At 56.5% G+C, this 26964-nt stretch carries 19 protein-coding genes; 9 read left to right on the top strand and 10 right to left on the bottom strand.

Translation table 11 applies throughout. The features are described from left to right. Nucleotides 1-50: 50 nt before the first annotated feature. Nucleotides 51-6791 carry a HAMP domain-containing protein gene (locus H6G07_RS02695; protein WP_073606547.1) on the top strand — a complete coding sequence of 2247 codons (6741 nt, stop codon included), beginning with the start codon at nt 51-53 and terminating at the stop codon, nt 6789-6791. 89 nt (nt 6792-6880) lie between these two features. Next, complete coding sequence (locus H6G07_RS02690; RefSeq protein WP_073606548.1) at nt 6881-8584, top strand: response regulator; 1704 nt, start codon at nt 6881-6883, stop codon at nt 8582-8584. A 164-nt stretch (nt 8585-8748) separates the two neighbouring features. Here H6G07_RS02690 and argC read toward each other — a convergent pair whose 3' ends face one another. Continuing rightward, a complete protein-coding gene (gene argC / locus H6G07_RS02685; RefSeq protein WP_073606549.1) occupies nt 8749-9816 on the bottom strand; it encodes an N-acetyl-gamma-glutamyl-phosphate reductase in 1068 nt (355 codons plus the stop codon). 290 nt (nt 9817-10106) lie between these two features. Here argC and ribBA point away from each other — a divergent pair, with 290 nt between their 5' ends. The 3 genes from ribBA (at nt 10107) to H6G07_RS02670 (ending at nt 13107) form a co-directional block, all read left to right on the top strand. Beyond that, nucleotides 10107-11852, top strand: a complete 1746-nt coding sequence (gene ribBA, locus H6G07_RS02680; protein ID WP_073606550.1) for a bifunctional 3,4-dihydroxy-2-butanone-4-phosphate synthase/GTP cyclohydrolase II — start codon at nt 10107-10109, stop codon at nt 11850-11852. A gap of 102 nt (nt 11853-11954) precedes the next feature. Beyond that, on the top strand, nt 11955-12479 hold the full coding sequence (locus H6G07_RS02675; protein ID WP_073606551.1) for a dihydrofolate reductase family protein: 525 nt from the start codon (nt 11955-11957) through the stop codon (nt 12477-12479). A gap of 400 nt (nt 12480-12879) precedes the next feature. After that, entirely contained in the window at nt 12880-13107 is a 228-nt protein-coding gene (locus H6G07_RS02670) for a hypothetical protein (protein ID WP_242026580.1), read from the top strand. Here H6G07_RS02670 and H6G07_RS02665 read toward each other — a convergent pair. The 7 genes from H6G07_RS02665 to H6G07_RS02635 form a co-directional block, all read right to left on the bottom strand. Next, nucleotides 13104-13379, bottom strand: coding sequence for a BrnA antitoxin family protein (locus tag H6G07_RS02665; protein WP_073606552.1), 276 nt, complete (start codon nt 13377-13379; stop codon nt 13104-13106). The genes H6G07_RS02670 and H6G07_RS02665 overlap by 4 nt on opposite strands. Beyond that, nucleotides 13342-13620 (bottom strand): BrnT family toxin, encoded by a 279-nt coding sequence (locus tag H6G07_RS02660; protein ID WP_073606553.1) that lies wholly within the window; start codon nt 13618-13620, stop codon nt 13342-13344. Before H6G07_RS02660 ends, H6G07_RS02665 begins: the two co-directional genes overlap by 38 nt. A gap of 68 nt (nt 13621-13688) precedes the next feature. Then, entirely contained in the window at nt 13689-16352 is a 2664-nt protein-coding gene (locus H6G07_RS02655; protein ID WP_073607019.1) for a DUF3536 domain-containing protein, read from the bottom strand. Nucleotides 16353-16797: 445 nt separating this feature from the next. Next, a complete protein-coding gene (locus H6G07_RS26980) occupies nt 16798-16929 on the bottom strand; it encodes a GNAT family N-acetyltransferase (protein WP_199311881.1) in 132 nt (43 codons plus the stop codon). A 42-nt stretch (nt 16930-16971) separates the two neighbouring features. After that, nucleotides 16972-18363, bottom strand: a complete 1392-nt coding sequence (locus tag H6G07_RS02645) for a sensor histidine kinase (RefSeq protein WP_073606554.1) — start codon at nt 18361-18363, stop codon at nt 16972-16974. 6 nt (nt 18364-18369) lie between these two features. Beyond that, complete coding sequence (locus tag H6G07_RS02640; RefSeq protein ID WP_073606555.1) at nt 18370-18762, bottom strand: HEPN domain-containing protein; 393 nt, start codon at nt 18760-18762, stop codon at nt 18370-18372. Beyond that, nucleotides 18755-19075 carry a nucleotidyltransferase domain-containing protein gene (locus H6G07_RS02635; protein WP_073606556.1) on the bottom strand — a complete coding sequence of 107 codons (321 nt, stop codon included), beginning with the start codon at nt 19073-19075 and terminating at the stop codon, nt 18755-18757. Before H6G07_RS02635 ends, H6G07_RS02640 begins: the two co-directional genes overlap by 8 nt. Before the next feature lie 152 nt (nt 19076-19227). Between H6G07_RS02635 and H6G07_RS02630 the strand changes: the two genes are divergently transcribed. From H6G07_RS02630 to H6G07_RS02620, 3 genes are all read left to right on the top strand, one after another. After that, nucleotides 19228-20271, top strand: coding sequence for an MBL fold metallo-hydrolase (locus H6G07_RS02630; protein WP_199311848.1), 1044 nt, complete (start codon nt 19228-19230; stop codon nt 20269-20271). A 176-nt stretch (nt 20272-20447) separates the two neighbouring features. Then, nucleotides 20448-22133, top strand: a complete 1686-nt coding sequence (gene hpsL / locus H6G07_RS02625; protein ID WP_073607021.1) for a hormogonium polysaccharide biosynthesis protein HpsL — start codon at nt 20448-20450, stop codon at nt 22131-22133. A 176-nt stretch (nt 22134-22309) separates the two neighbouring features. Further along, nucleotides 22310-22696 (top strand): hypothetical protein, encoded by a 387-nt coding sequence (locus H6G07_RS02620; protein ID WP_073606557.1) that lies wholly within the window; start codon nt 22310-22312, stop codon nt 22694-22696. Between the two features lie 142 nt (nt 22697-22838). Here H6G07_RS02620 and H6G07_RS02615 read toward each other — a convergent pair whose 3' ends face one another. After that, the gene (locus H6G07_RS02615; RefSeq protein WP_073606558.1) at nt 22839-24122 is read right to left on the bottom strand and encodes an ABC transporter substrate-binding protein; all 1284 of its coding nucleotides are present in this window, start codon (nt 24120-24122) and stop codon (nt 22839-22841) included. Between the two features lie 91 nt (nt 24123-24213). Continuing rightward, the gene (purT, locus tag H6G07_RS02610) at nt 24214-25431 is read right to left on the bottom strand and encodes a formate-dependent phosphoribosylglycinamide formyltransferase (protein WP_073606559.1); all 1218 of its coding nucleotides are present in this window, start codon (nt 25429-25431) and stop codon (nt 24214-24216) included. A gap of 431 nt (nt 25432-25862) precedes the next feature. Between purT and pilM the strand changes: the two genes are divergently transcribed. Further along, nucleotides 25863-26963, top strand: a complete 1101-nt coding sequence (gene pilM / locus H6G07_RS02605) for a type IV pilus assembly protein PilM (protein WP_073607022.1) — start codon at nt 25863-25865, stop codon at nt 26961-26963. Nucleotide 26964 lies beyond the last annotated feature (1 nt).

The raw sequence follows: 26964 nt of genomic DNA, 5'->3' as shown, positions 1-26964 counted from the left end.
GCATCATCTTTTTTTATCACCATCCTCACCACAAGCAGCCGTAGAAGTTTATGACAACCGCTCAAACCCTCACTGAGACCAATAGCTTCGACCTGAAGCAACTGCTTAAAGTTTTGACCGAAGTGAAGAAAGGAAATTTTTCAGTGCGAATGCCGGTTGATCAGACGGGGATCGCCGGAAAAGTTGCTGATACGCTCAATGACATCATTGACAAGAACGAGCAGATCGCGACGGAGCTAGAGCGGATCAGCGGAGTGGTGGGGAAAGAGGGCAAGACGAACGAACGGGCTTCGTTAGGTGGAGCAAAAGGGTCGTGGAAAGCCTGTGAAGGGTCAATCAACACGCTGATTGTGGATTTAGTGCAGCCCATGGCGGCGATTACACGGGTAATCCGATCCGTAGCCAATGGTGACCTGTCGCAGGCGATCGCAACGGAGATCGAAGGGCGATCGCTGCAAGGGGAGTTTCTGCAAACGGCACAAATTGTCAACACAATGGTGGCCCAGCTGCAGTCCTTTGCTTCTGAGGTGACGCGAGTGGCGCGGGAAGTGGGAACCGAGGGGAAACTGGGCGTGCAGGCCGAAGTCAAAGGGGTGGCTGGCACCTGGAAAGATTTGACCGATAACGTGAACTCGATGGCGGGGAACCTGACGGCGCAGGTACGGAACATTGCCGAAGTGACGACCGCTGTGGCCAACGGCGACCTCTCCAAGAAAATTACGGTCGATGTCAAAGGCGAAATTCTTGACCTGAAAAGCACCATCAACATCATGGTGGATCAGCTCAACTCCTTCGCCTCTGAGGTGACGCGGGTGGCGCGGGAAGTGGGAACCGAAGGAAAGTTGGGTGTGCAGGCGCAGGTGCCTGGGGTAGCTGGCACCTGGAAAGACCTGACGGATTCCGTGAACTCGATGGCGGGGAACCTGACGGCGCAGGTGCGAAACATTGCCGAAGTGACGACCGCTGTGGCAAACGGTGATTTGTCCAAGAAAATTACGGTGGATGTTAAAGGCGAAATTCTTGACCTGAAAAGCACCATCAACACAATGGTGGATCAACTCAACTCCTTTGCCTCTGAGGTGACGCGGGTGGCGCGGGAAGTGGGCGCTGAGGGTAAGCTGGGCGGCCAGGCCGAGGTGCGCGGCGTGGCGGGCACCTGGAAAGACCTGACCGATTCGGTAAACTTCATGGCCGGTAACTTGACCGGACAGGTGCGAAACATTGCCGAAGTGGCAACGGCGATCGCCAACGGTGACCTGTCCCGCAAAATTACGGTCGATGTCAAAGGTGAAATTCTGGAGCTGAAAAACACCGTCAACACGATGGTGGATCAGCTGAATTCCTTTGCCTCTGAGGTAACGCGGGTGGCGCGGGAAGTGGGCACCGAAGGAAAGCTGGGCGTGCAGGCGGAAGTGCCTGGCGTTGCTGGCACCTGGAAAGATCTGACGGACAACGTAAACCTGATGGCGGGCAATTTGACCGGGCAGGTGCGAAACATTGCTGAAGTGGCAACGGCGATCGCCAATGGTGACCTGTCCCGCAAAATCACGGTCGATGTCAAAGGTGAAATTCTGGAGCTGAAAAACACCGTCAACACAATGGTGGATCAGTTGAACTCCTTTGCCTCTGAGGTGACGCGGGTAGCGCGGGAAGTGGGAGCCGATGGCAAACTGGGCGGGCAGGCGCAAGTGCGTGGCGTTGCTGGCACCTGGAAGGATTTGACTGACTCAGTAAACTTCATGGCGGGTAGTTTGACGGCGCAGGTGCGGAATATTGCCGAAGTGACCACCGCTGTGGCCAATGGCGATCTTTCCAAAAAAATTACGGTAGACGTAAAAGGCGAAATCCTCGACCTGAAAAGCACTATCAACATCATGGTGGATCAACTCAACTCCTTTGCCTCGGAGGTGACGCGGGTGGCGCGGGAGGTGGGCACTGAAGGGAAACTGGGCGTCCAGGCCGAGGTGCGCGGGGTGGCTGGCACCTGGAAGGATTTGACCGATTCCGTGAACTCGATGGCGGGCAACCTGACAGCGCAGGTGCGGAATATTGCCGAGGTGACAACCGCTGTGGCCAACGGCGATTTGTCCAAGAAAATCACGGTGGATGTCAAAGGTGAAATTCTGGAACTGAAGAACACGATCAATACGATGGTGGATCAACTCAGTTCCTTTGCCTCTGAGGTAACGCGGGTCGCACGGGAAGTGGGAACGGAAGGGAAACTGGGCGTGCAGGCGGAAGTTCCTGGCGTTGCCGGCACCTGGAAGGATTTGACCGACAATGTGAACTCGATGGCAGGCAACCTCACCGGGCAGGTGCGAAACATTGCTGACGTGGCAACGGCGATCGCCAACGGTGACCTGTCCAAGAAGATTACCGTGCAGGTGAAAGGTGAAATCTTGGAGCTGAAAAACACCATCAACATCATGGTGGATCAGCTCAGCTCCTTTGCCTCTGAGGTAACGCGGGTGGCCCGAGAAGTGGGTGCCGAAGGCAAGCTGGGTGTGCAGGCTGATGTCCGCGGCGTGGCTGGCACCTGGAAAGATCTAACCGATTCCGTCAACTTCATGGCCGGCAGTTTGACGGCCCAGGTGCGGAACATCGCCGCAGTGACAACCGCTGTGGCCAACGGCGACTTGTCCAAGAAAATCACGGTGGATGTTAAGGGCGAAATCTTGGAGCTGAAAAACACCGTCAATACGATGGTGGATCAGTTGAATTCCTTTGCCTCGGAGGTGACGCGGGTGGCGCGGGAAGTCGGCGCCGAAGGGAAGTTGGGCGTCCAGGCAGAGGTGCCTGGGGTGGCGGGCACCTGGAAAGATCTGACCGACTCGGTAAACTTCATGGCGGGTAGTTTGACGGCGCAGGTGCGGAACATTGCCGAAGTCACAACGGCGGTGGCGAACGGCGATCTCTCCAAGAAAATCACGGTCGATGTCAAAGGTGAGATTCTTGACCTAAAAAGCACCATCAACATCATGGTGGATCAGCTCAACTCCTTTGCCTCTGAGGTAACGCGGGTGGCGCGGGAGGTGGGCACCGAAGGCAAACTGGGTGTACAGGCGCAGGTGTCTGGGGTTGCCGGCACCTGGAAAGACCTGACCGACTCGGTAAACTCGATGGCCGGCAACCTGACGGCGCAGGTGCGGAACATTGCCGAGGTCTCAACCGCGATCGCCAACGGCGACCTGTCCAAGAAAATTACCGTAGATGTGCGCGGTGAGATTTTTGAACTGAAAAACACCGTCAACACGATGGTGGATCAGCTGAGTTCCTTTGCCTCCGAGGTAACGCGGGTGGCGCGCGAAGTGGGCACCGAAGGCAAACTGGGCGGTCAAGCCCAGGTAGTTGGCGTAGCCGGTATCTGGAAAGATCTGACCGATAACGTCAACTCCATGGCCGGCAACCTGACGGCGCAGGTTCGAGGCATCGCTAAGGTCGTGACTGCCGTCGCCAACGGCAACCTAAAACAGAAGCTGATGCTGGATGCCAAAGGGGAAATTGAAACCCTGGCCGACACGATCAACGAGATGATCGACACGCTGGCAACCTTCGCCGATCAGGTGACAACCGTAGCCCGGGAAGTAGGGATTGAAGGAAAACTGGGTGGTCAGGCGAAAGTGCCGGGGGCATCAGGCACCTGGCGTGATTTGACCGACAACGTGAATGAACTGGCGGCCAACTTGACCACTCAGGTACGCGCGATCGCCGAAGTGGCAACCGCCGTGACCAAGGGCGATTTGACGCGGGTGATTGCGGTTGAGGCCCAGGGCGAAGTTGCCATTCTGAAAGACAACGTCAACCAGATGATTGCCAACCTGCGCGAAACCACCCAGAAAAACATCGAGCAAGACTGGCTCAAAACCAACCTGGCAAAATTTACGCGGATGTTGCAGGGTCAGCGCGACCTGGAAACGGTTTCCAAGCTGATCTTGTCCGAACTGGCTCCTCTGGTATCCGCTCAACACGGCGTATTCTACCTGCTAGAAACCAGCGAGATCCATCCACCAATCCTGAAATTGCTCAGCACCTACGCCTATCGAGAGCGCAAGAGTCTAGCCAATCGCTTCTATCTCGGCGAAGGCTTGGTCGGACAATGTGCCCTGGAGAAAGAGCGAATTCTGGTCACTGAGGTGCCCTCAGACTACATCAAAATCAATTCTGGCCTGGGTGAAGCTTCGCCGATGAATGTGGTCGTGCTGCCCGTTCTGTTTGAGGGGCAAGTGACGGCAGTAGTCGAACTCGCGTCCTTCAACCGCTTTAATGAAATTCACCTCACCTTCTTTGACCAATTGACCGAAAGTATCGCGATCGTTCTCAACACGATCGCCGCCAGTATGCGAACCGAGGAACTGCTCAAACAGTCCCAATCTCTGGCAGAAGAAATGCAGGGCCAGCAAACTGAGCTCACCGACACCAACCGGCGTTTGGAGCAGCAGGCGCAATCCTTGAAAGCGTCAGAAGACTTACTCAAGAGCCAGCAAGAGCAACTACAACGGACCAACGAAGAACTACAAGAAAAAGCCGAACTATTGGCGAAGCAGAACAGGGAAGTGGAGCGCAAAAACAGCGAAATTGAGCAGGCGCGATTGTCTTTGGAAGAGAAAGCTGAACAGCTAGCGCTCACATCTAAATACAAGTCTGAGTTTCTGGCAAACATGTCCCACGAACTCCGAACTCCGCTGAACAGCTTGCTGATTCTGGCGCGACTGCTGTCTGACAACAGCGAGAATAACTTGACCCACAAGCAGGTGGAATATTCTCAGACCATTTACTCCGCGGGCAATGACCTGCTAGGGCTGATTAACGACATCCTCGATCTGGCGAAGATCGAATCCGGCACCATTTCAGTCAATGCCGAGCCGATCCTGTTCGCCGATCTGCAAGTTCATCTAGAGCGTACCTTTCGCCAGGTTGCCATCGATCGCAAACTCGATTTTTCCATGCGCTTCAGCGAGCAACTACCACGCACCCTCTACACCGATGCCAAGCGGCTGCAACAGGTGTTAAAAAACCTGCTGGCAAACGCCTTCAAGTTCACAGAGCGGGGACAAGTCGAGTTAGAAATTAGCGTTGTTACCCAAGGCTGGAGTCTAGAGAAAGCCAGATTAAATCAGGCGGATCAAGTAATTGCCTTTGCGGTGACCGATACGGGCATCGGCATTGCTCCCGAGAAGCAGCAGATTATCTTTGAAGCCTTCCAGCAGGAAGATGGAACAACGAGCCGCCGCTATGGTGGCACCGGTTTAGGCCTGTCGATTAGCCGGGAAATCGCCCAGCTTTTGGGAGGTGAAATTCGCCTGATGAGTGAACTGGGTCAGGGCAGTACGTTTACCCTATATTTGCCATTGACCTATGTGGAGCGCCAGGAGAACGGGGAGACAGGCAGATGGGACGGTAGGGAGCAGAGAACCATGCCGGTAGAAACTCGCAGAGCGGGCTCCACGGCTTACCCGGTTAACTCGACGATCGCCCTGCGCCCCCCAGAAGTCGCGTCACCCGCCCCGTCAGGGGGAATCCGAGATGCTATTTCTGTCACCGCAACTCAGGTGGGTACCTTTTCAGTTGATCCGATGCTGGAAGACGATCGCGTTTCGATTCAACCCGACGATCGCTCTTTGCTCATCATTGAAGATGATGTTAACTTCGCCCGCATCTTGCTCGATCTGTCGCGGGAACACGGCTTCAAAGGCTTAGTTGCCACCCGGGGAGATGTGGGACTCCAGATGGCGCGAGAATTTCAACCCTCCGCCATCATGCTTGACATCCGGTTACCCGTTTTGGACGGTTGGACCGTGCTCAACTATCTCAAGCACGACCCTGATACTCGCCACATTCCGGTTCACATCATGACCGTAGAAGATGGGCAGGGTCGCAGCTTGCGACAGGGCGCGATCGCCTACCTCCAAAAACCCGTCAGCAGTGAATCTCTGCTCAATGCCCTGGCCAGCATGAAAGAGTTTGTGGAACGGTTAGTCAAGAGCTTGCTAGTGGTAGAAGACGACGACCAGCAACGCCAAAGCATCGTCGATTTGATTGGAAATAGCGATGTCAGCATCACGGCAGTGGCCACCGCTGCCGAAACCCTAGCCGCTATTCGCGCCGAACAGTTTGATTGTGTAGTTCTCGATCTGATGCTGCCCGATGCTAAGGATTTTGAGCTACTCGAACAAATCAAACGCGAACCGAACCTAGGTCGCCTGCCAATCATCGTCTACACGGGCAAAGATCTAACCACTCAGGAAGAAACAGAACTGCACCGCCTGTCTGACACCTTGATCATCAAGGATGCGCGATCGCCCGAACGCCTGCTCGACGAAACCAGTCTGTTCCTCCACCGGATTCAGGCAAACCTACCTGATCACCAACGGTCGATGCTAGAACAACTACGGCGGAACGATCCGATTCTGGCAGACAAAAAAGTGCTGATTGTAGATGATGATGTTCGCAACATCTTTGCCCTTACCAGCCTGTTAGAGCGTCAGCAAATGCAGGTGCTCTACGCCGAAAGCGGCCAAGATGGCATCAGTGTTTTGCAGGCAAATCCTGATGTTGATGTAGTACTGATGGATATTATGATGCCTGGAATGGACGGCTATGAAACCATGGGGGCAATCCGACAGATTAGTCAGTTTGCCGATTTACCGATGATTGCCCTCACGGCTAAAGCCATGAAAGGCGATCGCGAAAAATGTCTGGAAGCAGGTGCAACCGATTACATTACGAAACCGGTCGAAATGGAGCAACTGCTGTCACTACTACGAGTCTGGCTCTCCCAATCCAGAGACTAGGTGCTAGAGGGTGAGAACTGGGCTCCTCTCACCCCCAACTCACGCTTTGCTTGGCAGTTCGTCCTCTCCGTCCTCCAATTCTCCACACCATGTCCTTTGAGCTCAAAGCCAACATTCTTCTGGTTGACGATCGCGTAGAAAACTTGATCGCCCTAGAAGAAATTTTGTGCAAATTGGGGCAGAACCTCGTGACCGCCCAATCAGGGAAAGAGGCGCTTCGCTGTCTGCTGAATCAGGATTTTGCCGCAATTTTGTTAGATGTAGAAATGCCAGGCATGGATGGATTTGAAACCGCATCCCTGATTCGGCAGCGAGAGCGATCGCAACATACCCCAATCATCTTTGTCACTGCTTTTGGCACCGACGATCACTTGCAGATGAAGGGCTACGCGTTGGGAGCAGTGGATTATTTACTCAAACCAATTAACCCTGACATTCTCATTTCTAAAGTCTCTGTATTTGTTGAATTGTTCAAAAAGACCCAGGAGATCCAGCGGCAATCAGCGGAATTAGCTATGCAGAAGATCGAGATTATCCAAGAACAGCTTGCTCGTCAACAAGCAGAATCTGCCAACCGCATGAAAGATGAATTCATGGCGATCGTTTCCCATGAACTACGAACCCCGCTCAACTCGATCTTAGGCTGGTCAAAACTATTGCTAGCAGGCAAACTTGACGAGAGCGCGAAGAGTCGTGCGATCGAAACGATTAATCGCAATGCCCTATCTCAGGCGCAACTCATTGATGACATCCTGGATGTTGCCCGCCTTACCGGCGGCAGAGTGAAAATTCATCAACAGCCGGTCAATTTACTCAACTTGATTTCAGAAGAACTGGAGTCCATTCGTCCTGCCGCAAACGAAAAAGGTATTCAACTGACGGGTGAGTTTATGCCCGATCCCTGCATTGTCAGCGGCGATATGCAACGCCTACAGCAAATCATTCGCAACTTACTCTCAAATGCCATTAAATTCACGCCAGAAAGTGGGCGAGTTGAGGTGGGGTTAAAGCGAATTATGGGTGATGAGTCATGGATAATTAGCAGAGACCAAGAGTCACAACGAACGACCCAACCCCCCTCACCAATCCCTGCATTTGCCCAAATCACTGTAGCTGACACCGGCATCGGCATTGACGCTGATTTTCTACCTCAGATTTTTGAATACTTTCGCCAAGCAGATTCCTCTTCCACCCGTCCTCATGATGGGTTAGGGCTAGGATTGGCGATCGTCCGCCAACTCGTTGAGCTTCACGGCGGCAAAATTGACGCTGCTAGCGAGGGCAAGGATAAAGGCACGACCTTTACTATCTTGCTGCCGTTGCACATTCCAACCCAACTTGATCCATCTTTCGATATGTCAAACCCGGAGTCAGTGCATAGCAATTTAGCCCTAGAGAATATCTCTGTTTTGGTAGTAGATGACAATGTTGATAATCGAAATTATCTAGTAACCGCGCTGGAGCTAGCGGGTGCTCAAGTCACGGCGGTGGCGACTGGACAAGAGGTGATAGATTACCTGCAACACTCACACCCCGACGTGTTGTTAAGTGACATTGCCATGCCCAACGAAAATGGTTATGAACTACTGCAACGGGTTCGGATGGTTGAACAAGAACGGGGGATAACAATCCCGGCGATCGCCCTAACGGCCTTTGCCAAGCAAGAAGCTCGAGATCAAGCCCTCGCAGGTGGCTTCCAACAATTTCTCTCCAAACCCATTGATCCAATTCAGTTAATTGAAGTCGTAGCAACGGCAGCCAGAACAAAAGTCGGCAATCTGACAGCCCTCTAAACACGCATTAAAACTCTTTGATAGTCCCTGACAGCTAATACTAAATCCTGCTTGGCTATCCACGCTTTAGAAGGGCAAATGCGATAAAGCCCCTGGCTTGGCTATGCCTACACCCCTAAGGTTTGGCCTCTTGGGAATCGGGGTTATGTAATTCGGATTTGGGATTAAGGATAAAAGGTAGTGGTCGGTAGACCAAGGCCTTCTTCAAGACCCATCATTAGGTTGAAGCACTGCACGGCCTGAGAGGCCTGGCCTTTCATCAGGTTGTCGATCGCCGACATGACCACTACCCGCCCGGTGCGGGCGTCGGTTTCGAGGCCGATGTAGCAGCGGTTGGTGCCCCAGGCCCACTTGGTTTGGGGGTAGGTGCCGCTGGGCAGCACCGTCACCCAGGGGGATGATCGGTAGAAAGCGCTGTAGATGGTGAGCAGGTCGTCGCGCACCAGGCCAGGGTCGCGCAGGGTGGCGTAGATGGTGGCCAAAATGCCCCGCACCATCGGAATCAGGTGCGGCGTAAACTGCACCGTGACCTCTTGACTGGCCAAATGGGTGCAAATTTGCTCAATTTCGGGGGTGTGGCGGTGACGGGCAACGCCGTAGGCTCCGAGAGAGTTGCTGGCTTCAGCCAACAACATGCCGGTTTTGGCTACCCGTCCGCCGCCCGAGGTGCCCGATTTAGCGTCAATAATTAGGGTTTCGGGCTGGGCGAGGCCCTGTTTGAGCAGGGGGGCAATGCCGAGCAGGCTGGCGGTGGGGTAGCAGCCGGGGCAGCCCACCAGGCGGGCGTTGCGAATACGATCGCGAAACAGCTCGGGCAACCCGTAGACGGCTTCGACGGCGGTGGTCTGGTCGGTGCGATCGCCCCCGTACCACGACTGATAGGTATTCAAATTTTCAAAGCGGTAGTCAGCCGAGAGGTCGAGCACCCGACAGCCTCGCTCTAACAAGGTAGGGGCCATGGTGTAGGCCAGCCCGTTGGGCAGCGAGAGAAACACTGCCTGGCAGCGCTGGGCAATTTCGCCCAAGTCTACAGCTTCTACCGTCAAATTTACGGAGTCAGCCAGGTGGGGATAGATGTCGGTGTAGGGCTGTCCGGCACTGCTGTCGCCTCCCAAATAGACCAGCTCCACCTCGGGGTGCTGAGTAAGCAGGCGCACTAGCTGTACCCCTCCATAGCCCGAGGCCCCCACAATGCCGACTTTGATTTTTCCGACGGGTGACGACTCGCTCATGGTTCTGGGGCTAGCTGGTTGAAAGAATAGACAGGGCCGAGAGCCGGGCTTGGGGGCGATCGCTAACCCAGTTAGCACCTTCCCCTTCGTTCAGCACTGTAATAGTAAACCAGTAATCTCAATTCAACATGGTGGCTTGGGATGCTGTCGCGGGCCGATTGTCCCAGGCCAAGAACGGCGGGGTCGGATGCAGCGATTCTGCCGATGAAGCGCAGGCCGTAAAGCTAGAATTTTAGAAGCAATCGTACTTTCTACAGGTTCGCCCCACCGTGCTTAACCCAGAAGCGGAGATGTCTCAAGCCCCTAAACCCTCTGCCGCCGAGCTTGAACTGCCGCCCGGTTTTCAGTTCGACTCCATTGAGTCGGCGCTCCACGACCTGGCCGCCGGTAAGTCGATTGTGGTAGTCGATGACGAAAACCGCGAGAACGAAGGCGATGTAATCTGCGCCGCCCAGTTTGCCACCCCCGACAACATCAACTTTATGGCGGTAGAAGCGCGCGGGCTGATCTGCCTGGCCATGACCGGCGAACGGCTCGATCAACTCGATCTCCCCCTCATGGTCAGCCCCAGCGCCTTCGAAGACGAGAACGAGCAGACCGCCTTCACCGTCAGCATCGACGCCGGCCTGAATTGGGGCGTTACCACCGGCATTTCCGCCGACGATCGCGCCCGCACCATTCAAGTGGCCATCAACCCAAACGCCCGCCCCCAAGACCTACGCCGTCCGGGACACATCTTTCCACTGCGAGCCAAGGAAGGCGGCGTACTCAAGCGTGCGGGTCACACCGAAGCCGGGGTCGATCTGGCTCGGCTGGCGGGCCTCTACCCCGCCGGGGTGATCTGCGAAATTCAAAATCCTGACGGCTCGATGGCACGGCTGCCAGAGCTGGTCAACTACGCCAAAAACTTTGGCCTAAAGCTGATCAGCATCGCCGACCTCATTCACTATCGCCTTCAGCACGAGCGCTTTGTGCAGCGCGAGGCGGTGGCTAAGATGCCCACCCAGTTTGGCGACTTTGCCATCTACGCCTACCGCAACCTGCTCGATGGCTCCGAGCATGTGGCTATGGTCAAGGGCGACCCTGCCACCTTTGCCGACCAGTCGGTGATGGTGCGCGTCCACTCCGAATGCCTGACGGGCGATGCCTTTGGCTCCCTGCGCTGCGACTGCCGCATGCAGCTCCAGGCGGCGCTCAAAATGATTGATGCTGCGGGGCGCGGCGTGGTGGTCTACCTGCGCCAGGAGGGGCGCGGTATTGGCCTGGTCAACAAGCTCAAGGCCTACTCCCTGCAAGACATGGGCCTCGATACGGTAGAGGCCAACGAAAAGCTGGGCCTACCGGTAGACCAGCGCAACTACGGCATCGGCGCGCAGATTCTCAACGACATCGGCGTGCAAAAGTTTTGCCTGATCACCAACAACCCGCGCAAAATTGCGGGCATCAAAGGCTATGGCTTAGAAATGGTGAACCGGGTGCCGCTGATTATCGAGGCCACCGACTACAACTCGGGCTACTTGGCTACTAAGGCCCAAAAGCTGGGCCACCTGCTGGTGCAAACTTATCTGGCTACGGTGGCGATCCACTGGCGCAGCGGCGATCTGCCGGTGCAGGAGCGCTACCAAAAGCTAGAGCACCTGCGCGAGCTGGCCCACAGCCAGGGCCTGATGCTGCAAGAAGAAGCCCGCCCGGTGGCGGCGGCACTATTTAGCCAGCCCGATCTAATCGTGAATTTGGGGCTAGATACTTTGCCTGTCGAGGGGGCTGACGCGTGGTACCACGACTGTGAACTACCGCAGATGAAGGCGATCGCCACCCTGCTCGACAAACTCGCTGCTTGGCCCGAGATTGACCAGCTCGCCTTCTTAATCTCTAATGGCAGCGACCCCTTCAGCGGCTTGCAGGTGGGCCTCGATCGCCAGGTGTTTCACCACGATGCAGTGCCAACTCCCGAAACTGTCAAACCCTCCGACCTCTGTGGCAGTCTAGAAAGCCAGCGCATCTATGTCTTCTCCAGCCACATTCCAGCAGATTAGTTAGAGACTATCCGTGTAATTGCTTTCCTAGGGGAAGTTATACGGAAACTGTCAGCATAGTAATTTGTTAGCTGGTCTCGTATTGGATTGGATTTAAGCAGGATGCGAAAACTAAAGTATCATGTCGCCACTAGCGCCGATGGGTTTATCGCTCGTGAGGACGGCTCCTTCGACTGCTTCCCCATGGAAGGTGAGCATGTAGCAGATTATCTAAAGTCTTTACAGTCGTACGGTGCCGTCCTCATGGGGCGTAATACCTACGAGGTGGGGCTGAAGGTGGGCGTTACCGACCCCTACCCGCACCTGAAGAGCTACGTCTTTTCGCGCACGATGAAGGAGAGCCCGGACGAGCGTGTCGAGGTCGTCGGCGAGGACGCCGTGCATGTGGTCAGGAGACTGAAAGCTGAAACGGGTAAAGACATCTACCTGTGTGGCGGCGCAGCTTTAGCGACAGCGCTGTTTAAAGAATGCCTTATCGACGAGGTCATCCTGAAGGTGAATCCGCTGCTGCTCGGCTCGGGTATCCCGCTGATGGCCGACATCGGCAAGAATGTTGATTTAGAGTTAATCGATAGCAAGGTTTATGACAGCGGTGTTGTGCTGCTTTCCTACCGCGTAAAGAAGTAAGGTGTTGAGGGTAGCGCCCGTTCGTACGGTGCTAGCGCAATCTAACAACGATATGCAGCGGACGTGCAATCAACTGACTTTTCATGCTTCATGTTCTATGCGCACCGCTAATGCCAAACGTTTTACGAAAAAGATTGTCTAAGCTCTCAAAAAACTTAAATTCTTGAAAAGATAGTAAGTCTAAATCGATATGAAATTTTCTCTGGAATCGTTTAAGGTCTGGTTTAAATTTCCAATGTCAGATAAGTACTTAGTTTTTGCGGTGATGTTATGAGTGCAAAATTTTAGAAGATTCCAGCTCACGAAATTCCAGTGAACAAAGTAGTCCGAGTTGAACTGCTTAAGCTACATAACCGGGACATTATTTCGGAAAACGGCTGGCCAGAATCTTTCTGGAACTATGTCCAAGACCGCAAGTTGCTTGATGGCGATGAGGCACAATATATTGTCCAGGGCGATCGCACGGTTGCAGACTTTGCCTGAAAGTGAGCAAAATGCGATCGCGTTCATCATCCTGGAAGAAATTGAAGAAGAGCGGAGTTGGGATGAGTCATTTTCCCGCTCACCAGATCTATTAGCTAAACTTGCCGCCTCAGCAATAGCTGAGCATCATGCCGAGCAAACTTAAGAACTTGACCCAGTATGACTTTCAACGTAACGACGCAAAATCGAGTTGATTAGATCTTTGTATTCTTCGCCTTGAGCCTGAAACCACTGCAACACATCAGGCTCAATTTGCACAAGCTGCTGTGCTTGTGACGCCGGAATTCTTAGTGTCGCCTTCTCAAAGAACTCTTCTGTCAGAGGAGGAATATCGGAATAATCGATTCCTTCATCGTCTAGTGACTCTAGTGCTGCCCAATTAGTACGAGAGGTATTGCTTAAGTCTTTGCCGCTCATGTCGGTTAGCCCTTCGTGCTGAGATAATTCGGATCACATCGTTTTGGCGTTCTATCCAAACCACAACTGCTACGCCGTTGCCGAGAAGCCCAATGCCAAACCATCGGTCTTCACCATAGTTAAACCGTTCGTCTAGCTCAATTAGCATTGGGCCTTCAAAGATTTCAGGGACATCGGCAAAGTCAATCTCGTGTTTGCGAACATTTTCGAGATTTTTTGCTTCATCCCATTCAAACTGCATGACAGCCTAGCAATGCCAACTGAGCTATTTCTATTTTAGAACCAGGACGATTTCCAACGTCGGACTGGTTATGCAGGGCGACCCGGAGCGAGGTGATCCAATGCCTTCAGCACGGCTCCCACATCCATCGACAGGTATTCGCCGAGGCGGAGGATGTCGTTGACCTGGGCGCGGCTGTCGGAGCCGAGAGGTTTTCTAGACACTGCTGCCTGTTTGAGTAGGGCAAACACCTGGCGGTTGAGGTGCTGGTAATACAGCTCCTGGGGGCGTTCTAACGAAAGGCCCAGGTTGAGCTGCTGGCCCAGGTTGACCAGTCGCCCCAGCCAATCGACATCGGCGGCGAGGGATTCTGCCGGTGCCTGGTTGAGAATTTGCCAGACCGATCGCCCAATCAGTCGCTCCAGCATGGGTTTGGCCGCCGCTAGCGACAGGGAAGCATTGCAGGTGCTGGCTTCGGTAGCGATCGCCTCCAATTCATTCAAATAGTCTTCACCTTGGCGCAGGGGGCTGGCGGTGGGGTCGCTGGTCTCGCGCTCCAGGGATTGCAGCACCTCCATCGCCCGGTGGCTGAGGGCAATATCCGCCGCCACTTGCAGTTCACGGGGCACAGGCAGACCGTCGCGGTGGAAGGCCCGCAGCACCCCGTAGTTGTCGCGGTAGACCTGGGCGTAGAGCTGGTCGAGGCGCAGCAGGGTATCTTGGGAGAGCAGTCCCATCATGCGGTGGCGCTCTTCGGCGAACAGGTCTTGCAGGCCGTAGGTGTGGGGGCCAAAGGCGCTGTTGATGGCAAGAATTACCTGGGCGGCGCTGGCTTGGCTGAGGCTCTCAAACACGGCGGCTTTTGCCTGGGTGTAGTCGAGGCGCGATCGCACTCCCTTGATCCCACAATGAAAGTCCCAGCCGCCCAGGTGTACCACGGCAAAGGCGAGGCTAATGCTCTCGCGGGTGATGGTGGAAGTAATTTCGACCAGACCCACCGCTAGGGAAATCGGCCCGAGGCGCTGGCGGCGGTAGTCGTGCTGCTCGACGGTGTAGCAGTAGACGGTCTGCTCGCGGTGGTAGTCGGTGAACAGCGACCCCATGGCGTAGTGAGCTACCACCTGCTCTAGGGTAATGCGGGAAGGCCTAACCAGAGACTCGTAAACTCCAGTGCCGGTGACGAATTCTTCCACATTGCTGGCGGCGTGGCCCAGGCGCTTCACAAACTCGGCTTCCAGGGCGATCCCCGAGACTTCGCCAGCCAGCTCCATCGCACGGGCAGCGTAGCGGAGGATCTGGGTGCCCTCGGGGCGAGAGAGTTCTTCAAAGAACCAGCCGCAGCTAGTGTACATAAACAGGGCGTGGCGCTGCATTTCGAGCAGTTGCAGGGCAGTGACCCGCTCGATCGCCGACAGCTTGTGGGTCTGGTGGGTGGCAAAGAAGGCGTCTAGGTTTTCAGGGCTGCGATCGCCCACCACCGCCACATAGGCATTGCGCGCCGCCCAGGGATCGCGCAGCAGGTCTGACCCCTGCGCTTCGTAGACGGCGACCAGCTGATCGCGCAGCCAGTCGAGGGTGTCGCGCAAGGGGCGTCGCCACTGCTGGTGCCATTCGCCGCCGCCGCCACAGCCGCAGTCATCCTGCCAGCGATCGACGCCGTGGGAGCAGCTCCAGGCGGTGACGGGCTTCAGTTCGGCTTCCCAGGTGGGCGGGTGGGTGGCCAGGTAGTGGGCGTAGTTGGTCACCGTCCAGCCCTGGCGGGGAAATTCTTCAGTGAGGGCATAGGCAAGGGCTTTTTCGGCCCCGCCCCGGTGGTGGCCAAAGGTCTCGCCGTCGGTGGCCACCGAAATCAGCTGAAAAGGCCGGTGATCCCCGTGGATGGCCTGGCCGATGCGCCCGACAAAGTGCTGGGAGGAACTCAGCACGTCGTTAAAGCCCATGTCGCGGGAGATCGGGCCGTCGTAGAAGAAAATGTCGATATAGCGGCTGGGGTCGGGGCTGCCGTCGGCATGCTTGAGGAAGCAGCGGTAGGGGCGGCTGGGGTCGATCTGGCCACCGCCGACTTCTTGCCAGGTGTCACGCTCGCCGTTGTAGCTGACCATCGGGCGGCAGCGCTGCACCTGCGACGGCGCCAGAATGGTGAATTTGATCCCCTCGGCGTGGAGCACGTCTAGCGTGGGGTAATCAATGGCGGTTTCTGCCAGCCAGATCCCCTCAGGATTGCGGCCAAAGCGGCGGCGAAAATCCTCAATGCCCCAGTGCACCTGGGTAACTTTGTCGTGCTGGTTGGCCAGGGGCAAAATGATGTGGTTGTAGACCTGGGCGATCGCATTCCCGTGCCCGCTCAGCCTTGCACAGCTGTTGCGATCGGCGTCGATGATGCGCTGGTAGGTCTCGAGATCGTGGCGCTCCATCCAGCTCATCAGGGTGGGGCCGATGTTAAAGCTGATGTATTCAAAGGTGTTGACGATGCGGACGACTTCCCCGCGATCGTTGAGAATGCGGGCGTAGGCGTTGGGCCGATAGCACTCGTGGTGAATGCGCTCGTTCCAGTTGTGGAAGGGGGCGGCGCTGGGCTGCTTCTCGATCGCATCCAGGTAGGGATTTTCGCGGGGCGGCTGGTAAAAGTGGCCGTGGACGCAAACAAAAACCCCGGTGCTAACAGCGGGGATCAAGCCATCGTGGGGGCCATCATAGGCCGTGGAGACCGCAGAACTAGCCTGCAATGCCGGATGCTGGAGTGAATCAGCCATAGGAGAAAAATGAGTGAGGAATTGAATAAATCCTGAACGCAGCAGCCAACTTAGCATTAGCCGGGCTGCAACCAGGGATTGGGTTTTAGAAAAAGCTTGGAGCCAGGGATCATTGCTCTGGGGGCAATGCGGCAGATTGGTTAAACGCTAAGAGCCAAACTAGTGCCGTTGGAACAGCGGTGGCGGCATTGGGAACTAGGGCGACTGACGCGATCGCTAAGGTGTCTACCCAGTGATTATAGCTTTGCTAATTTTAACCCGCTTTTGAAAAACAGTTGGTTGCGCTTAACCTCCGTTGACGTTTCTCAAGCAGAGTCAAGAATCGTGCCCCACATTCAAAATTACGGCAACCAGGCGATTCGCCCATCCACCCCAAGGGGGAAGAGGCGTGAACTAGGGCGAGACTTTCCTAGAGACTCACCGCAGGGTTAACCCAGACCATGGGTTAACCCCATATTCCATGCTTAAAGAAGCGATCGCCCTGGGCCCTAAACCCTACCGTTTGATAAAAGCCCACCGCAGCTTCAGCGGCATTAACCGTAACTGTGTCTAGGTCATAGGCGCATTGCTCAAACAGCGCTCGGCTAGCTGGGGTTGCCTGTAGATGACCGGAGTCATGCTATCCGCCCAATCCGCCCTGGGGTAGCACTACAGTTACCGTGGTTCCCTGTCCAGGCTGGCTGTCGAGGTGAATGTGGCCCCGGTGGGCATCGACGATCACCTTGGCGATCGCCAGCCCCAGCCCCGTGCCCTGCTCGCCACTGCGCAGGCGCGATGGGTCTGCCCGATAGAAGCGATCGAAGGCGTGGGCGATCGCCTCGCTATCCATGCCAATGCCTGTATCCTGCACCGTCACCTGCACCCCTGGCTGTCCCTGGTGTTTGGTAGGCTTGACCTTGACCGTCACGGTGCCGCCATTGGGGGTGTACTGCACCGCATTGCTGATCAGGTTGGTGAACAGCCGAGTGAGCTGGCCGGGATCGCCCAAAATCGTGGAGCTAGCCGTGGGGGGAGCCGCCAACAGGGCTACGTTTTTAGACCGCTGTTTGCCAGAATTTTTACCCAAACCGTTTTCTGCTACTGCCATTTGCAGTGCGATCTGGCGTTCGGTAGCCATCACCTGCTGCTCCTCCAGCACATCTTCCAGCAGCCCCTCCAGACTGAGCGAAGCGGGGGTAAAAGCAATCAGTCCGCTCTCCTGGCGGGCGAGAAACAGCAGGTCATCCACCAGCCGCCCCAGTCGCCGGGTGAGGCGCTCAATCACCTGAAACTGCTTTTGCTGAATCTCCACATCGGGGTTGGGGTCGGACAGGGCCACCTGGGCGTTGGTTTGAATCACGGCGATCGGGTTACGCAGCTCGTGGGAGGCGTCGGCAGTGAACTGCTTGAGCTGTTGGTACGAGTCGCGCACTGGGGCCATAGCGATGCCCGACAGCAGCCAGCCGATCGCCGCCACCGCCCCCACCATTAAGCTGGTGCCCAGGGCCAGATCTACAATTAGCCGACGACTGGGTTTCGTCACCTCAAACCAGGGATGGCTGACCCGCAGATAGCCTAGCACCTGCCCCTGGTCTTGCACCCGCTCGGTAATCTGGCGAAAAAAGGTCTCTTGCCCCACCCGCACGGTTTCGCCCGCCGGGTTCACGTGCAGGGGCACGGGCTGGAGGTCTGCAAAGGTGGACCACAGCAGCTGCCCATCGGGGCCAAACCACTCCAGGTCGATGTGGTCGTCTTCGACGGCGCGGGCGTTGTCGCGAAAGCTGGCTTCCACATTGACGCGCAGCGGCGGGCTATTGGCATCGACGGTGGCAAAGATGTGATCCCCGGCGGCGTCGGGTTCGATGACGAGCGATCGCTCCACAATTTCCACCACATGGTTCAGGGTGTCATCCACCCGCTCGACTAGGGTGGTGCGTACGTAGAGATAAAAACCGCTGGCAAACAGCAGCAGCAGCACCGCCGTCACCGCCGTATACCAAAGCGCCAGTCGCCGCCGAGTCGCCTGAAACATAGACCTCTAGGGCAGTTTTTGAATGACAAAATCGAGAATTGACGCGGCCAACTCTATAGCCTGTTGGGCATCTTCTTCTTCGGGTTCGAGGCTGTCTGAGGGATAACGAAACTCTGTGGCGTAGGGAGTTAAGATATCTGCTGCATCATCCCAACGTCTGAAACCTGTATCCGATTGGCAGCAGAGATCGAGCAAAACATCTAGGTCTAGGTCGTGGGTTTTTGGAAATACTACGCCTTGATTCACAAGATAAGCCTTCAGCGTTTTCTCTGCTGACTGCTGGCAATGGTAGACAACATTTTCAAGTATCAGTTCTTTAAAAAGTGCTCTGGCTGATTGCAAATCTCGTCTACTGATGGTCAGCCATTTCTCGACCTCCGCACGCTGATCCTCAGCCATAAAGAACTTTGCCCTGGCGAATTGCTTGACAGACCAGGGAACTCACCACGTTCTTCTTGCGCTCGACTTCTTCGCGGGTCATTACCAAAATATCTTTGGGAATGCCTAACCCCCGCAGCGCTTTGTAGGCGACTCGCGCTCGGCGATAGCGAGGTTCGTCTGACTGCGAAACAATCACGAGTAGGTCAATATCGCTGTCTGCGGTGGGTTCGCCGTAGGCATAGGAGCCAAACAAAATGATCTGCTCTGGCTGAAGGGCAGTCACCAAACGCTGGGTAATTTGGTCGAGCAGATCGGTGGTGAGTGGTGGCACTGGTTACCTAACCCTGGCGAGGTGGGCGGCGATTGCTGGTTCTATCCTAATCCAGCACCATGCAGCGGCAAAACTCCTGATCTACGATGAGTGAGGTATGAGGGGGCTGGTTTCCCCCAAAGCAGCCTGACGTTGTACTGAGGAGACGATTCGTGCCCAATTTTTTAGCTGCTGCAAAGCATTCAAAGCGGTGGGGACTGATGGCCCTCGTCGCCACAGCTACCCTTGGCTTTTCTCTCTGGCTGGGCGGGCCGCACTGGCCATCCACAACGGCCCATGCCCAGACTGAACCCGCCGTAGAACGGGCCATCCCTACCAATGCCACGACCTACCGTTTTACTGTGGGCGACTACAGCGCAAGGGTGGTGAGTGACGGCACGCTGACGTTCCCGGTGGGGTTCTTTGTGCCCAATGCCGATCCTGAGGCGGCAGCGGCAGCCCTGATGGACAACTTTTTGCCGACTGACAATGTCTTAGCCCATCTCAACGTGCTGTATCTAGAAACCGATGAGCACAAGGTGCTGATCGACACTGGGGCGGGCAACACCTTTGGCCCCACCGTCGGCTATCTGGCCGACAATCTGGCAGCGGCGGGCATTGCCCCCGACACCATTGACACCGTCATTTTGACCCATGCTCACCCCGATCACATCGGCGGCATTCTCGACGACAGCGGCAACCCGGTTTTTGCCAACGCCAGCTACTACATTTCTGAGCCAGAGTGGGACTTTTGGACGGCACCGACGGTAGAAATGCCCAACGCGCTGTCGGATGCAGATACCCAGGCGACTACGGTAGCCGTAGCGAAGGAATGGCTGGGGGCGATCGCTGACCGCACCACCCGTTTCACCCTAGGCGACGAGATCATCCCCGGCGTTGTCTCGGTACCCTCGGTGGGCCACACCCCTGGGCAAGCCTCTTACCTGATCACCTCCGGCGACGACAGCCTGCTGGCCACCGGGGACGTGTTCTTTAGCGACCCTCTGAACCTGGAAAATCCTGACTGGGAAGTGGCCTTTGACACTGATCCCACCGAGGGCGTGGCTACGCGAAGACAATTGCTGGAGACGGTTACGGGCGATCGCCGCAAACTGCTAGTGCCCCACATGCCCTTCCCCGGCCTCGGTCACGTGCGCGCCCAAGGCGATGCCTACGGCTGGGAGCCGATCGTCTGGGATTTTGGGTTTGAGTTGTAGGTTCTAGGTTTGGAACTCGATTAGACAGTTAAGCCCCGAGAAAAGTAGCCAGCGGAACCCGGATGGAGAATCTGGGTTCCGCTTGTTGTTGTGGAATGTGTGGCGATGGGACGAGCGCTGCTCAAAGCGTTGGGCTAAAGGCTACCCTGACAGTGCAAGCCCCATGCGATCGTGCCGTGGTAGATACTCCCCAGACTCAGGTAAAAACGTCTCGGCCCCAATGGCGCAAAGGCAAAAAGGATCGGGCGGATCAAGCTTCTCCCCTCAGCCGCAAAGCAGAGCGAGCTAAGAAGCGCCAGGCCCAAAAGGCGCGGAAGGAATTAATTCAATACCTGTCGGCAACATTGTTTGTCGCGGGGCTGATCGGAGTCTTGCTGGCGCTGCTGGGGGAACCAAAGCTGGCGCTGGCGGCGGTGGTGGCGATCGCATGCCTAGCCCTCTCCTTCAAATATCCCCGCCAGGCGATCTATGGGTTGATTATCTACGTACCCTTTAGCGGCACCGTTACCTATGCCCTGGGGGGCAGCGGCATTTTGCAGTTAGCCAAAGATGCCATCTATATCCCCGCGCTGATTGGCGTGATGCAGTTTTGCCGCCGCACTCGGCAGCCGCTGATTATTCCTCAAATGATCAAAATTCCGCTGCTGACGCTGCTGGGGATGAGCGGGCTGACCCTGCTGGTGGTGAATGGGGGCCAGCAGCTCGATGCGGCGGGGGGCGAGGTGCCAATTTTGATCGGCGTGCTCGGGCTGAAGGTGCTGATCGGCTACGTGCTAATTATTCCGTGCATTTACTATTTGCTGCGCGATCGCGAAGACGTCTACTTCCTCCTGCGCCTGCAAGTGGTGCTGATTTTGGTCTGCTGCGGCCTGGGCTTCATTCAGTACATGATGCTGCGACTGGGCATTTGCCAGGGCACTATCGGCGAGGGCGAAGACCTGTTCAAAGCATCCCTGGAGTCGCGCTGTTTTGTCGGTGGGTCGCTGCTGTATACCCCGGCCCAGGGCCAGATTCGCCTGCCGGGCACGTTTAATGCCCCCTGGCAGTGGGGCTGGTTTTTGATTTCAAGCGGATTTTTTGCCTTTGGCACGGCGTTTAGCGATCGCAGCCCCCTGTGGCGCATCGTAGGTCTGGGGTCGCTGGCGGCGGTGGGAGTGATGGCGGTGGTTTCGGGGCAGCGCATCGCCCTGGCTCTGGTGCCTGTCACCATTGTTGGATTGCTAATTCTCACGGGTCAAGTAGCTAACTTGAAGCGCTTTTTGCCCATCGGCATTGGTCTGGCGCTCATTCTCACCTTGTTTATGGCCCAAAACCCAGCGGTGGTCAACGAACGGTGGGCCAGCTTTGAAAGCCGCTGGAGTGCCTCGCCGCCCCATGAATTTATTGTGCAGCAGTTCCAGTGGGCTCAAAAACAGCAGGAGGGCATCTTGGGCCGAGGGGTGGGCCGCGCCACCAACGCCGCCCGCATCTTTGGCAAAACCGAGCTGGTCGAAACCTACCATCCCAAGCTGATGTACGAAATTGGGCCATTGGGGCTATTGGCCACCCTGGCGGTGTACCTCTCCCTCACCGTCGCCACCTTCAAAGCCTACCGCTCCATCAAAGACCCTAACCTGCGGGGCTATGGCGCTTCTATGTGGGTGTTTGTGCTATTTATCAGCATCTTTCCCTACTACTACCCGCTGGATGTAGATCCGGTGAATGTGTATTACTGGCTGGCGGCAGGCATTGTGCTCAAACTGCCCGAAATCGACCAAAAAGAGCGACTACAACAGCGTTTAGAAGAGGCCAGTCGCCGCCGTAAGCTCACCAAGCGCGAGCGCAAGCAGCTCCAGCAGCAGGAAACCATTGTGTTTGAGTAAAGGCCTGCTGCGCTGAGTCAGGTTTTGCCGTCAGGGGTCGATTGTTCGCGCAACTTATTGCGCTTCAGCAGGGCCAACGTGGTAAAACTCAGGGAAAGCAGTGAGTTAGTCAATAGTACTCCTGAACCAGGCTAGACTATACTCTCCCCATCCACGGTTTCTACGGAGACGGCTCAATGGCACAGGCAAAACGGAACGGCGCGATCGCAGAGTCAGACAGCGCCACTATAGATTTAGACACTGCGGTTCCAGTCGATGACGATGGCGAAGACACCGCTGTTGAAGCGGTCGATCACGACCAAATTGACGACCTGTTCAAAGACCTCAAGACCTTGTTGAGCACCGTCGAAAAGCTGCAAAAAGCCCGGCAAGATGTGGGCGATATCAAGCCTCTAATTGTGCGGCTGCTCGACGGCGAACTGGTATCTGGCGACGATCTAGAAGAATTGCGCGGCGGCATCAGCGGCCTCTCTAAGCTGCTGAAGCTCTACAGCGACTACCAAGGGGCACTGGAGCGCGCCCAACCGGCCCGAGCGATTTTAGATCAGTTGCTCAAGTCGTAATTATCCGTAGGGTGTCATTAGGCGGTCAGCTACCTAAGATCCCCGGAGCTTAAATTGCGCTCCGCCGTAATGAACCGCTCACTGTGACAAGAAGCGTTCATCTCCCTCGGTGGTGCATCGCTATGCGGATGCACCCTACCGGCTATCGAGCGTTCCAAGCAGCTGCGGCGTCGCTGACAGCTTGGTCTACGGTTTTTTGGCCCAGCATCGCCGCTTGCAGGTTGTCGTAAATGATGGCTTGCAGTTCCTTAACTCCATCCATGGCGGGGATCAGCACCTCAGCCTGGTTCATCTGCTCGGCACTGACCGATCGCGCCTTTTCCACGCCCTTGGTGGCCTCGGCAGCAAAGTAGCCATCCTCAAGCGCCCCAGTGGTAGAAGGCAGCACGTTGGCGGCTTTGGCAAAGCTGAGCTGGTTGGCGTCGTTGGTGACATACAGGGCAAAATCTAGCGCCGCATCGGGCACATCGGTACCCGCCGGAATCACTACATTCATCACCGCGACGTTAGTCTTGCCGGTGTCGCCGGTAATTTGGGGGCCGCTGCCAGTGACGGCGGCAATGTCGGGGGCGTTGGCCTCAATGGTGGGAAAAAATTCTGCCCCAGTGGATAGCAGCGCTACTTCTCCGGCCTGGTAGAGATCGATCGCCCGGCGATGGCCCTGGGTCAGCACCTCCTGGGGCAGCAACTCCTGCTGGTAGAGGTCAGTCCAGTACTGGAAGACGGCGCGGCCCGCGTCGGTGTCGAAGGCCGCCTGGCCCTGATCATCCACCAGCTCGACCCCCATCTGCACAAAGGATTGCAGCACGTCGGCGGAGTCCTCGGGCACGAAGGTGGTGAAGTAGGCGTACTTGCCGGTTTTTTCTTTCACCTGGCGGGCCACCTCGGCCAGCTCAGCGTAGGTGGTGGGCGGCTCGACCCCAGCGGCCTCCAGTAACTCCTGGTTGTGCAGGGTGACGTTGGTGGTCAGATACCAGGGAATGCCGAAGCTCTGGCCATTGAGGGTGTTGGCCTCCCAGATGTTGGGTAGATAAACCTGCTTGGCCTCGGCGGGCACTTTGTCATCTAACGGCAGCCAGGCGTTGCGGCTGGCCAACTGGGCGGCAAAGTCGGGGTTGAGGTTGACCACATCGGGGGCGGTGCCAGCGGTGACGGCGGTGAGAATTTTGCTCTGCATGTCGGCCCAGGGCACATCGACCCAGCGCACGGTGGTGTCGGGGTTTTGCGCTTCGTAGTCGGCAATCAGCCCATTGAAATAGTCGGTAAAATCAGGCTGGAGCTGCATCGTCCAAAACTCGACCTCTTGACTGCCGCCCTCTGCGGGGGCGGTAGCGCTGGGCTGTCCGCTACCGCAGGCCACTAGCCAGCTCATCATCAGACCCAACAGGGCAAACAGACCAAAGCGGGCGTAGGGGCGGAGTCTCATGGCGAAAAAAGAAGGAAGAACGAAGTGGGAAAAGGGCGCACCCAGTCACGGTTGTTCATTTTCGCTTAATTTGTGCGGTTGCGGTGGGGGTTTATAAAATTACCTGCACCTGCTGGGCGCAGGCGATCGCCCGCTCCTTGGCCTCTTCTATCGTATCGCCCAACGTCAGGGCTACTCCCATGCGGCGATTGGGATGAGCGGTGGGCTTGCCAAACAGCCGCACTTTACTGGTGGGCACCTGCAAGGCTTTGTCCAGGCCAGCATATTGGGGATGATCGCTCTTTCCGCCTGCCAAAATTACCGCCGAGGCCCCCGGCTGCACCAGCGTAATCTCGCCAATGGGCAGGCCCATGATGGCTCGCACGTGTAGCTCAAACTCTGACTGGTGCTGGCTCACCATCGTTACCATGCCGGTGTCGTGGGGCCGGGGGCTGATCTCACTGAAGTACACGGTCTGAGGCTGATCCGCCTCTCCGGCAATGAATAGCTCCACCCCAAACAGGCCCCAGCCGCCCAGGGCATCGGTGACCGCTTTGGCCATTTCCTGGCAGGCCGCTAGAGTATCGGGGTGCAGGGCGCATGGCTGCCACGACTCGCGGTAGTCGCCCGCCTCCTGGCGGTGGCCGATGGGGGGGCAGAAGTGGGTGCCGTCACTGGCCCGCACCGTCAGCAGGGTAATCTCGGTGTCGAAGGGCACGAAGCCTTCGACAATGACGCGATCGCTCTTGCCCCGACCCGCTTCCCCCGCATACTTCCATGCGGTCAGCACCTCGGACTCCTGGCGCACCGTGCTCTGGCCCTTGCCCGACGAACTCATGATCGGCTTCACCACGCAGGGCAGTCCGATCGCTTCTATGGCCTCTAGATACTCCGCCTCGGTGCCAGCAAAGCGAAAGGGCGAGGTCTTCAGCCCTAATTCCTCTGCCGCCAGCCGCCGAATGCCCTCGCGGTTCATGGTCAGCTGGGTGGCGCGGGCAGTGGGGATGACTCGCCAGCCTTCGGCTTCTAGTGCCACTAGGGTCTCAGTGGCGATCGCCTCCACTTCCGGCACGATCAACCCTGGTTTCTCCTGCTCGACGACTTTGCGGAGCGCTGCGCCATCCAGCATGTCGATGACGTGGCGGCGGTGGGCCACGGTCATGGCGGGGGCCTGGTCGTAGCGATCGACGGCAATCACCTCTAGCCCTAGGCGCACGGCCTCTAGAGCTACCTCTCGACCCAGCTCACCCGACCCCAGCAGCAGCAACCGCTGGGCATCGTTGTTTAAGGGGGTGCCCAGGGGCGCTAAGGGCGATAGAGGCGTAGTCATAACAGGGTTGCTCCAGGCGGGTAAGAAAAACAGCGCGTAAAGAAATACAGCGACAGAGCCATAGTTTCTCAATATTAAGTGCTCACTTTTTAGAATTGTGTGTAACATCGCTGGTGATACCAAGCTCTAGTGGGCTTGGCATCACCTCAGGAGCGACAGCGAGACCATTGGGTGTGCGGGCCGGAGATACAGCATCGGCTATCTCTCAGCCCAGAAAAAGTGCTTCAAAAGAAAAGTGGAAAATCTGAATTAAATTGTGTACCATTCGTTAGCACTTTTCCCCTAGGGATAATTGCTGGGCCGCTGAATCTCTTCTTGAATGCCTGAAAATGGCTGTTTGAGAAGGAAGAAACGGGCTCGTTTGGGTCTGCTTGGTTGTCACTTTAACCGAGCAGGTTTTCTATATACCCACCTGTTTTTCGGATACTACCGTGGATAGCCTCAAAGCCATTTTTAATCGCAAGCCTCGGGGAGTTGGCATTGAGCTCACTCCCGAGAGAGTTAATTTGGCCCGCCTTAAAAAGCAGGGAACCTCGCTTAAGTTAGAAGCTCTGGCCTCGGTAGAGCTGGCTGAGGGCATTTACGAGGAAGGCCAGATTTTAGACACCGCCGCCATGGCCGATGCCATTCAAACGGTGCTCACTGAGAGCAAGCTCAAGGTCAAACAGGCCACCACTGCTATCCCAGGGCGAGCGATTACCCGCGTTATTCCGGTGCCCGCCGAGCTTGACGACAACGAGCTGCGCGAAATGGTGCTCAACCAGGAGGCCAGTCTCTACCTGCCCTTCCCCCGTGAGGAGGCCGATGTTGACTACCAAAAGCTGGGCTACTTCGTTGACGAAGACGGCATTGAGAAGGTGCAGGTGCTGCTGGTGGCAGTGCGCAAAGACCTCACCGACCCCTACATTGAGGTGTTTCAGCAGGCGGGGCTAGCCCTCAACGTGCTCGAAACCTCCAGCTTTGCCCTGATTCGCACGATTCGGGAGCAGCTGCGGCAGTTTACGCCCCAGGAGGCCGCCGCTGTCGTCGACATCGAGTTTGAAAATACCGAGATCTCCATTGTGGTTGACGGGGTGCCCCACTTCTCGCGCACCGTCCCCATTGGCACCTTCCAAATTCAAAGCGCCCTCAGCCGGGCCATGAATCTGCCTCCTTCCCGCAACACCGAACTGCTCCAGGGCATGACGGTACCCATTCAAACGATGGATACCGTGGGTGCGCCCCAGATGGGCAACACCAACCCTGGCACCACGGCCATGCTGCGGGTGCTGGGCGAGCTGTCGGACGAGCTGCGCCGCTCCATTGACTTTTACCTCAACCAGGGTGAAGACATGGAGGTGGCGCAGCTGTTGCTGGCTGGGCCGGGGGCTTCCATTGGCCAGCTCGACGAGTTTTTGGCCCAGCGGCTGAGTCTGCCCGCCAGTCAAATCGACCCGATCTCAGCGCTGTCGTTGGAGGTGGCTGAGGATATTCCCGAGAGTCAGCGGGCGGGGTTGGCGACAGTAATCGGTCTTGGCATGCGGGAGGTGTAGC

Origin of the sequence: Phormidium tenue FACHB-1052 (assembly GCF_014696675.1) — a bacterium.
Classification (GTDB): Bacteria; Cyanobacteriota; Cyanobacteriia; order Phormidesmidales; family Phormidesmidaceae; genus Nodosilinea; species Nodosilinea tenuis_A.
The sequence above is the reverse complement of the archived record's forward strand: the minus strand, read 5'-3'. Positions and strand labels throughout refer to the sequence as shown.

What these genes read in the sequence shown, in the direction of transcription:
- H6G07_RS02665 (WP_073606552.1), bottom strand. Translation starts at nt 13,379, where the DNA reads ATGAGCGGCAAAGACTTAAGCAATACCTCTCGTACTAATTGGGCAGCA.
- H6G07_RS02690 (WP_073606548.1), top strand. Translation starts at nt 6,881, where the DNA reads ATGTCCTTTGAGCTCAAAGCCAACATTCTTCTGGTTGACGATCGCGTA.
- argC (WP_073606549.1), bottom strand. Translation starts at nt 9,816, where the DNA reads ATGAGCGAGTCGTCACCCGTCGGAAAAATCAAAGTCGGCATTGTGGGG.
- H6G07_RS02620 (WP_073606557.1), top strand. Translation starts at nt 22,310, where the DNA reads ATGGCACAGGCAAAACGGAACGGCGCGATCGCAGAGTCAGACAGCGCC.
- purT (WP_073606559.1), bottom strand. Translation starts at nt 25,431, where the DNA reads ATGACTACGCCTCTATCGCCCTTAGCGCCCCTGGGCACCCCCTTAAAC.
- H6G07_RS02695 (WP_073606547.1), top strand. Translation starts at nt 51, where the DNA reads ATGACAACCGCTCAAACCCTCACTGAGACCAATAGCTTCGACCTGAAG.
- H6G07_RS02670 (WP_242026580.1), top strand. Translation starts at nt 12,880, where the DNA reads ATGTCCAAGACCGCAAGTTGCTTGATGGCGATGAGGCACAATATATTG.
- ribBA (WP_073606550.1), top strand. Translation starts at nt 10,107, where the DNA reads ATGTCTCAAGCCCCTAAACCCTCTGCCGCCGAGCTTGAACTGCCGCCC.
- H6G07_RS02615 (WP_073606558.1), bottom strand. Translation starts at nt 24,122, where the DNA reads ATGAGACTCCGCCCCTACGCCCGCTTTGGTCTGTTTGCCCTGTTGGGT.
- H6G07_RS02660 (WP_073606553.1), bottom strand. Translation starts at nt 13,620, where the DNA reads ATGCAGTTTGAATGGGATGAAGCAAAAAATCTCGAAAATGTTCGCAAA.
- H6G07_RS02640 (WP_073606555.1), bottom strand. Translation starts at nt 18,762, where the DNA reads ATGGCTGAGGATCAGCGTGCGGAGGTCGAGAAATGGCTGACCATCAGT.
- H6G07_RS02645 (WP_073606554.1), bottom strand. Translation starts at nt 18,363, where the DNA reads ATGTTTCAGGCGACTCGGCGGCGACTGGCGCTTTGGTATACGGCGGTG.
- H6G07_RS02675 (WP_073606551.1), top strand. Translation starts at nt 11,955, where the DNA reads ATGCGAAAACTAAAGTATCATGTCGCCACTAGCGCCGATGGGTTTATC.
- H6G07_RS02655 (WP_073607019.1), bottom strand. Translation starts at nt 16,352, where the DNA reads ATGGCTGATTCACTCCAGCATCCGGCATTGCAGGCTAGTTCTGCGGTC.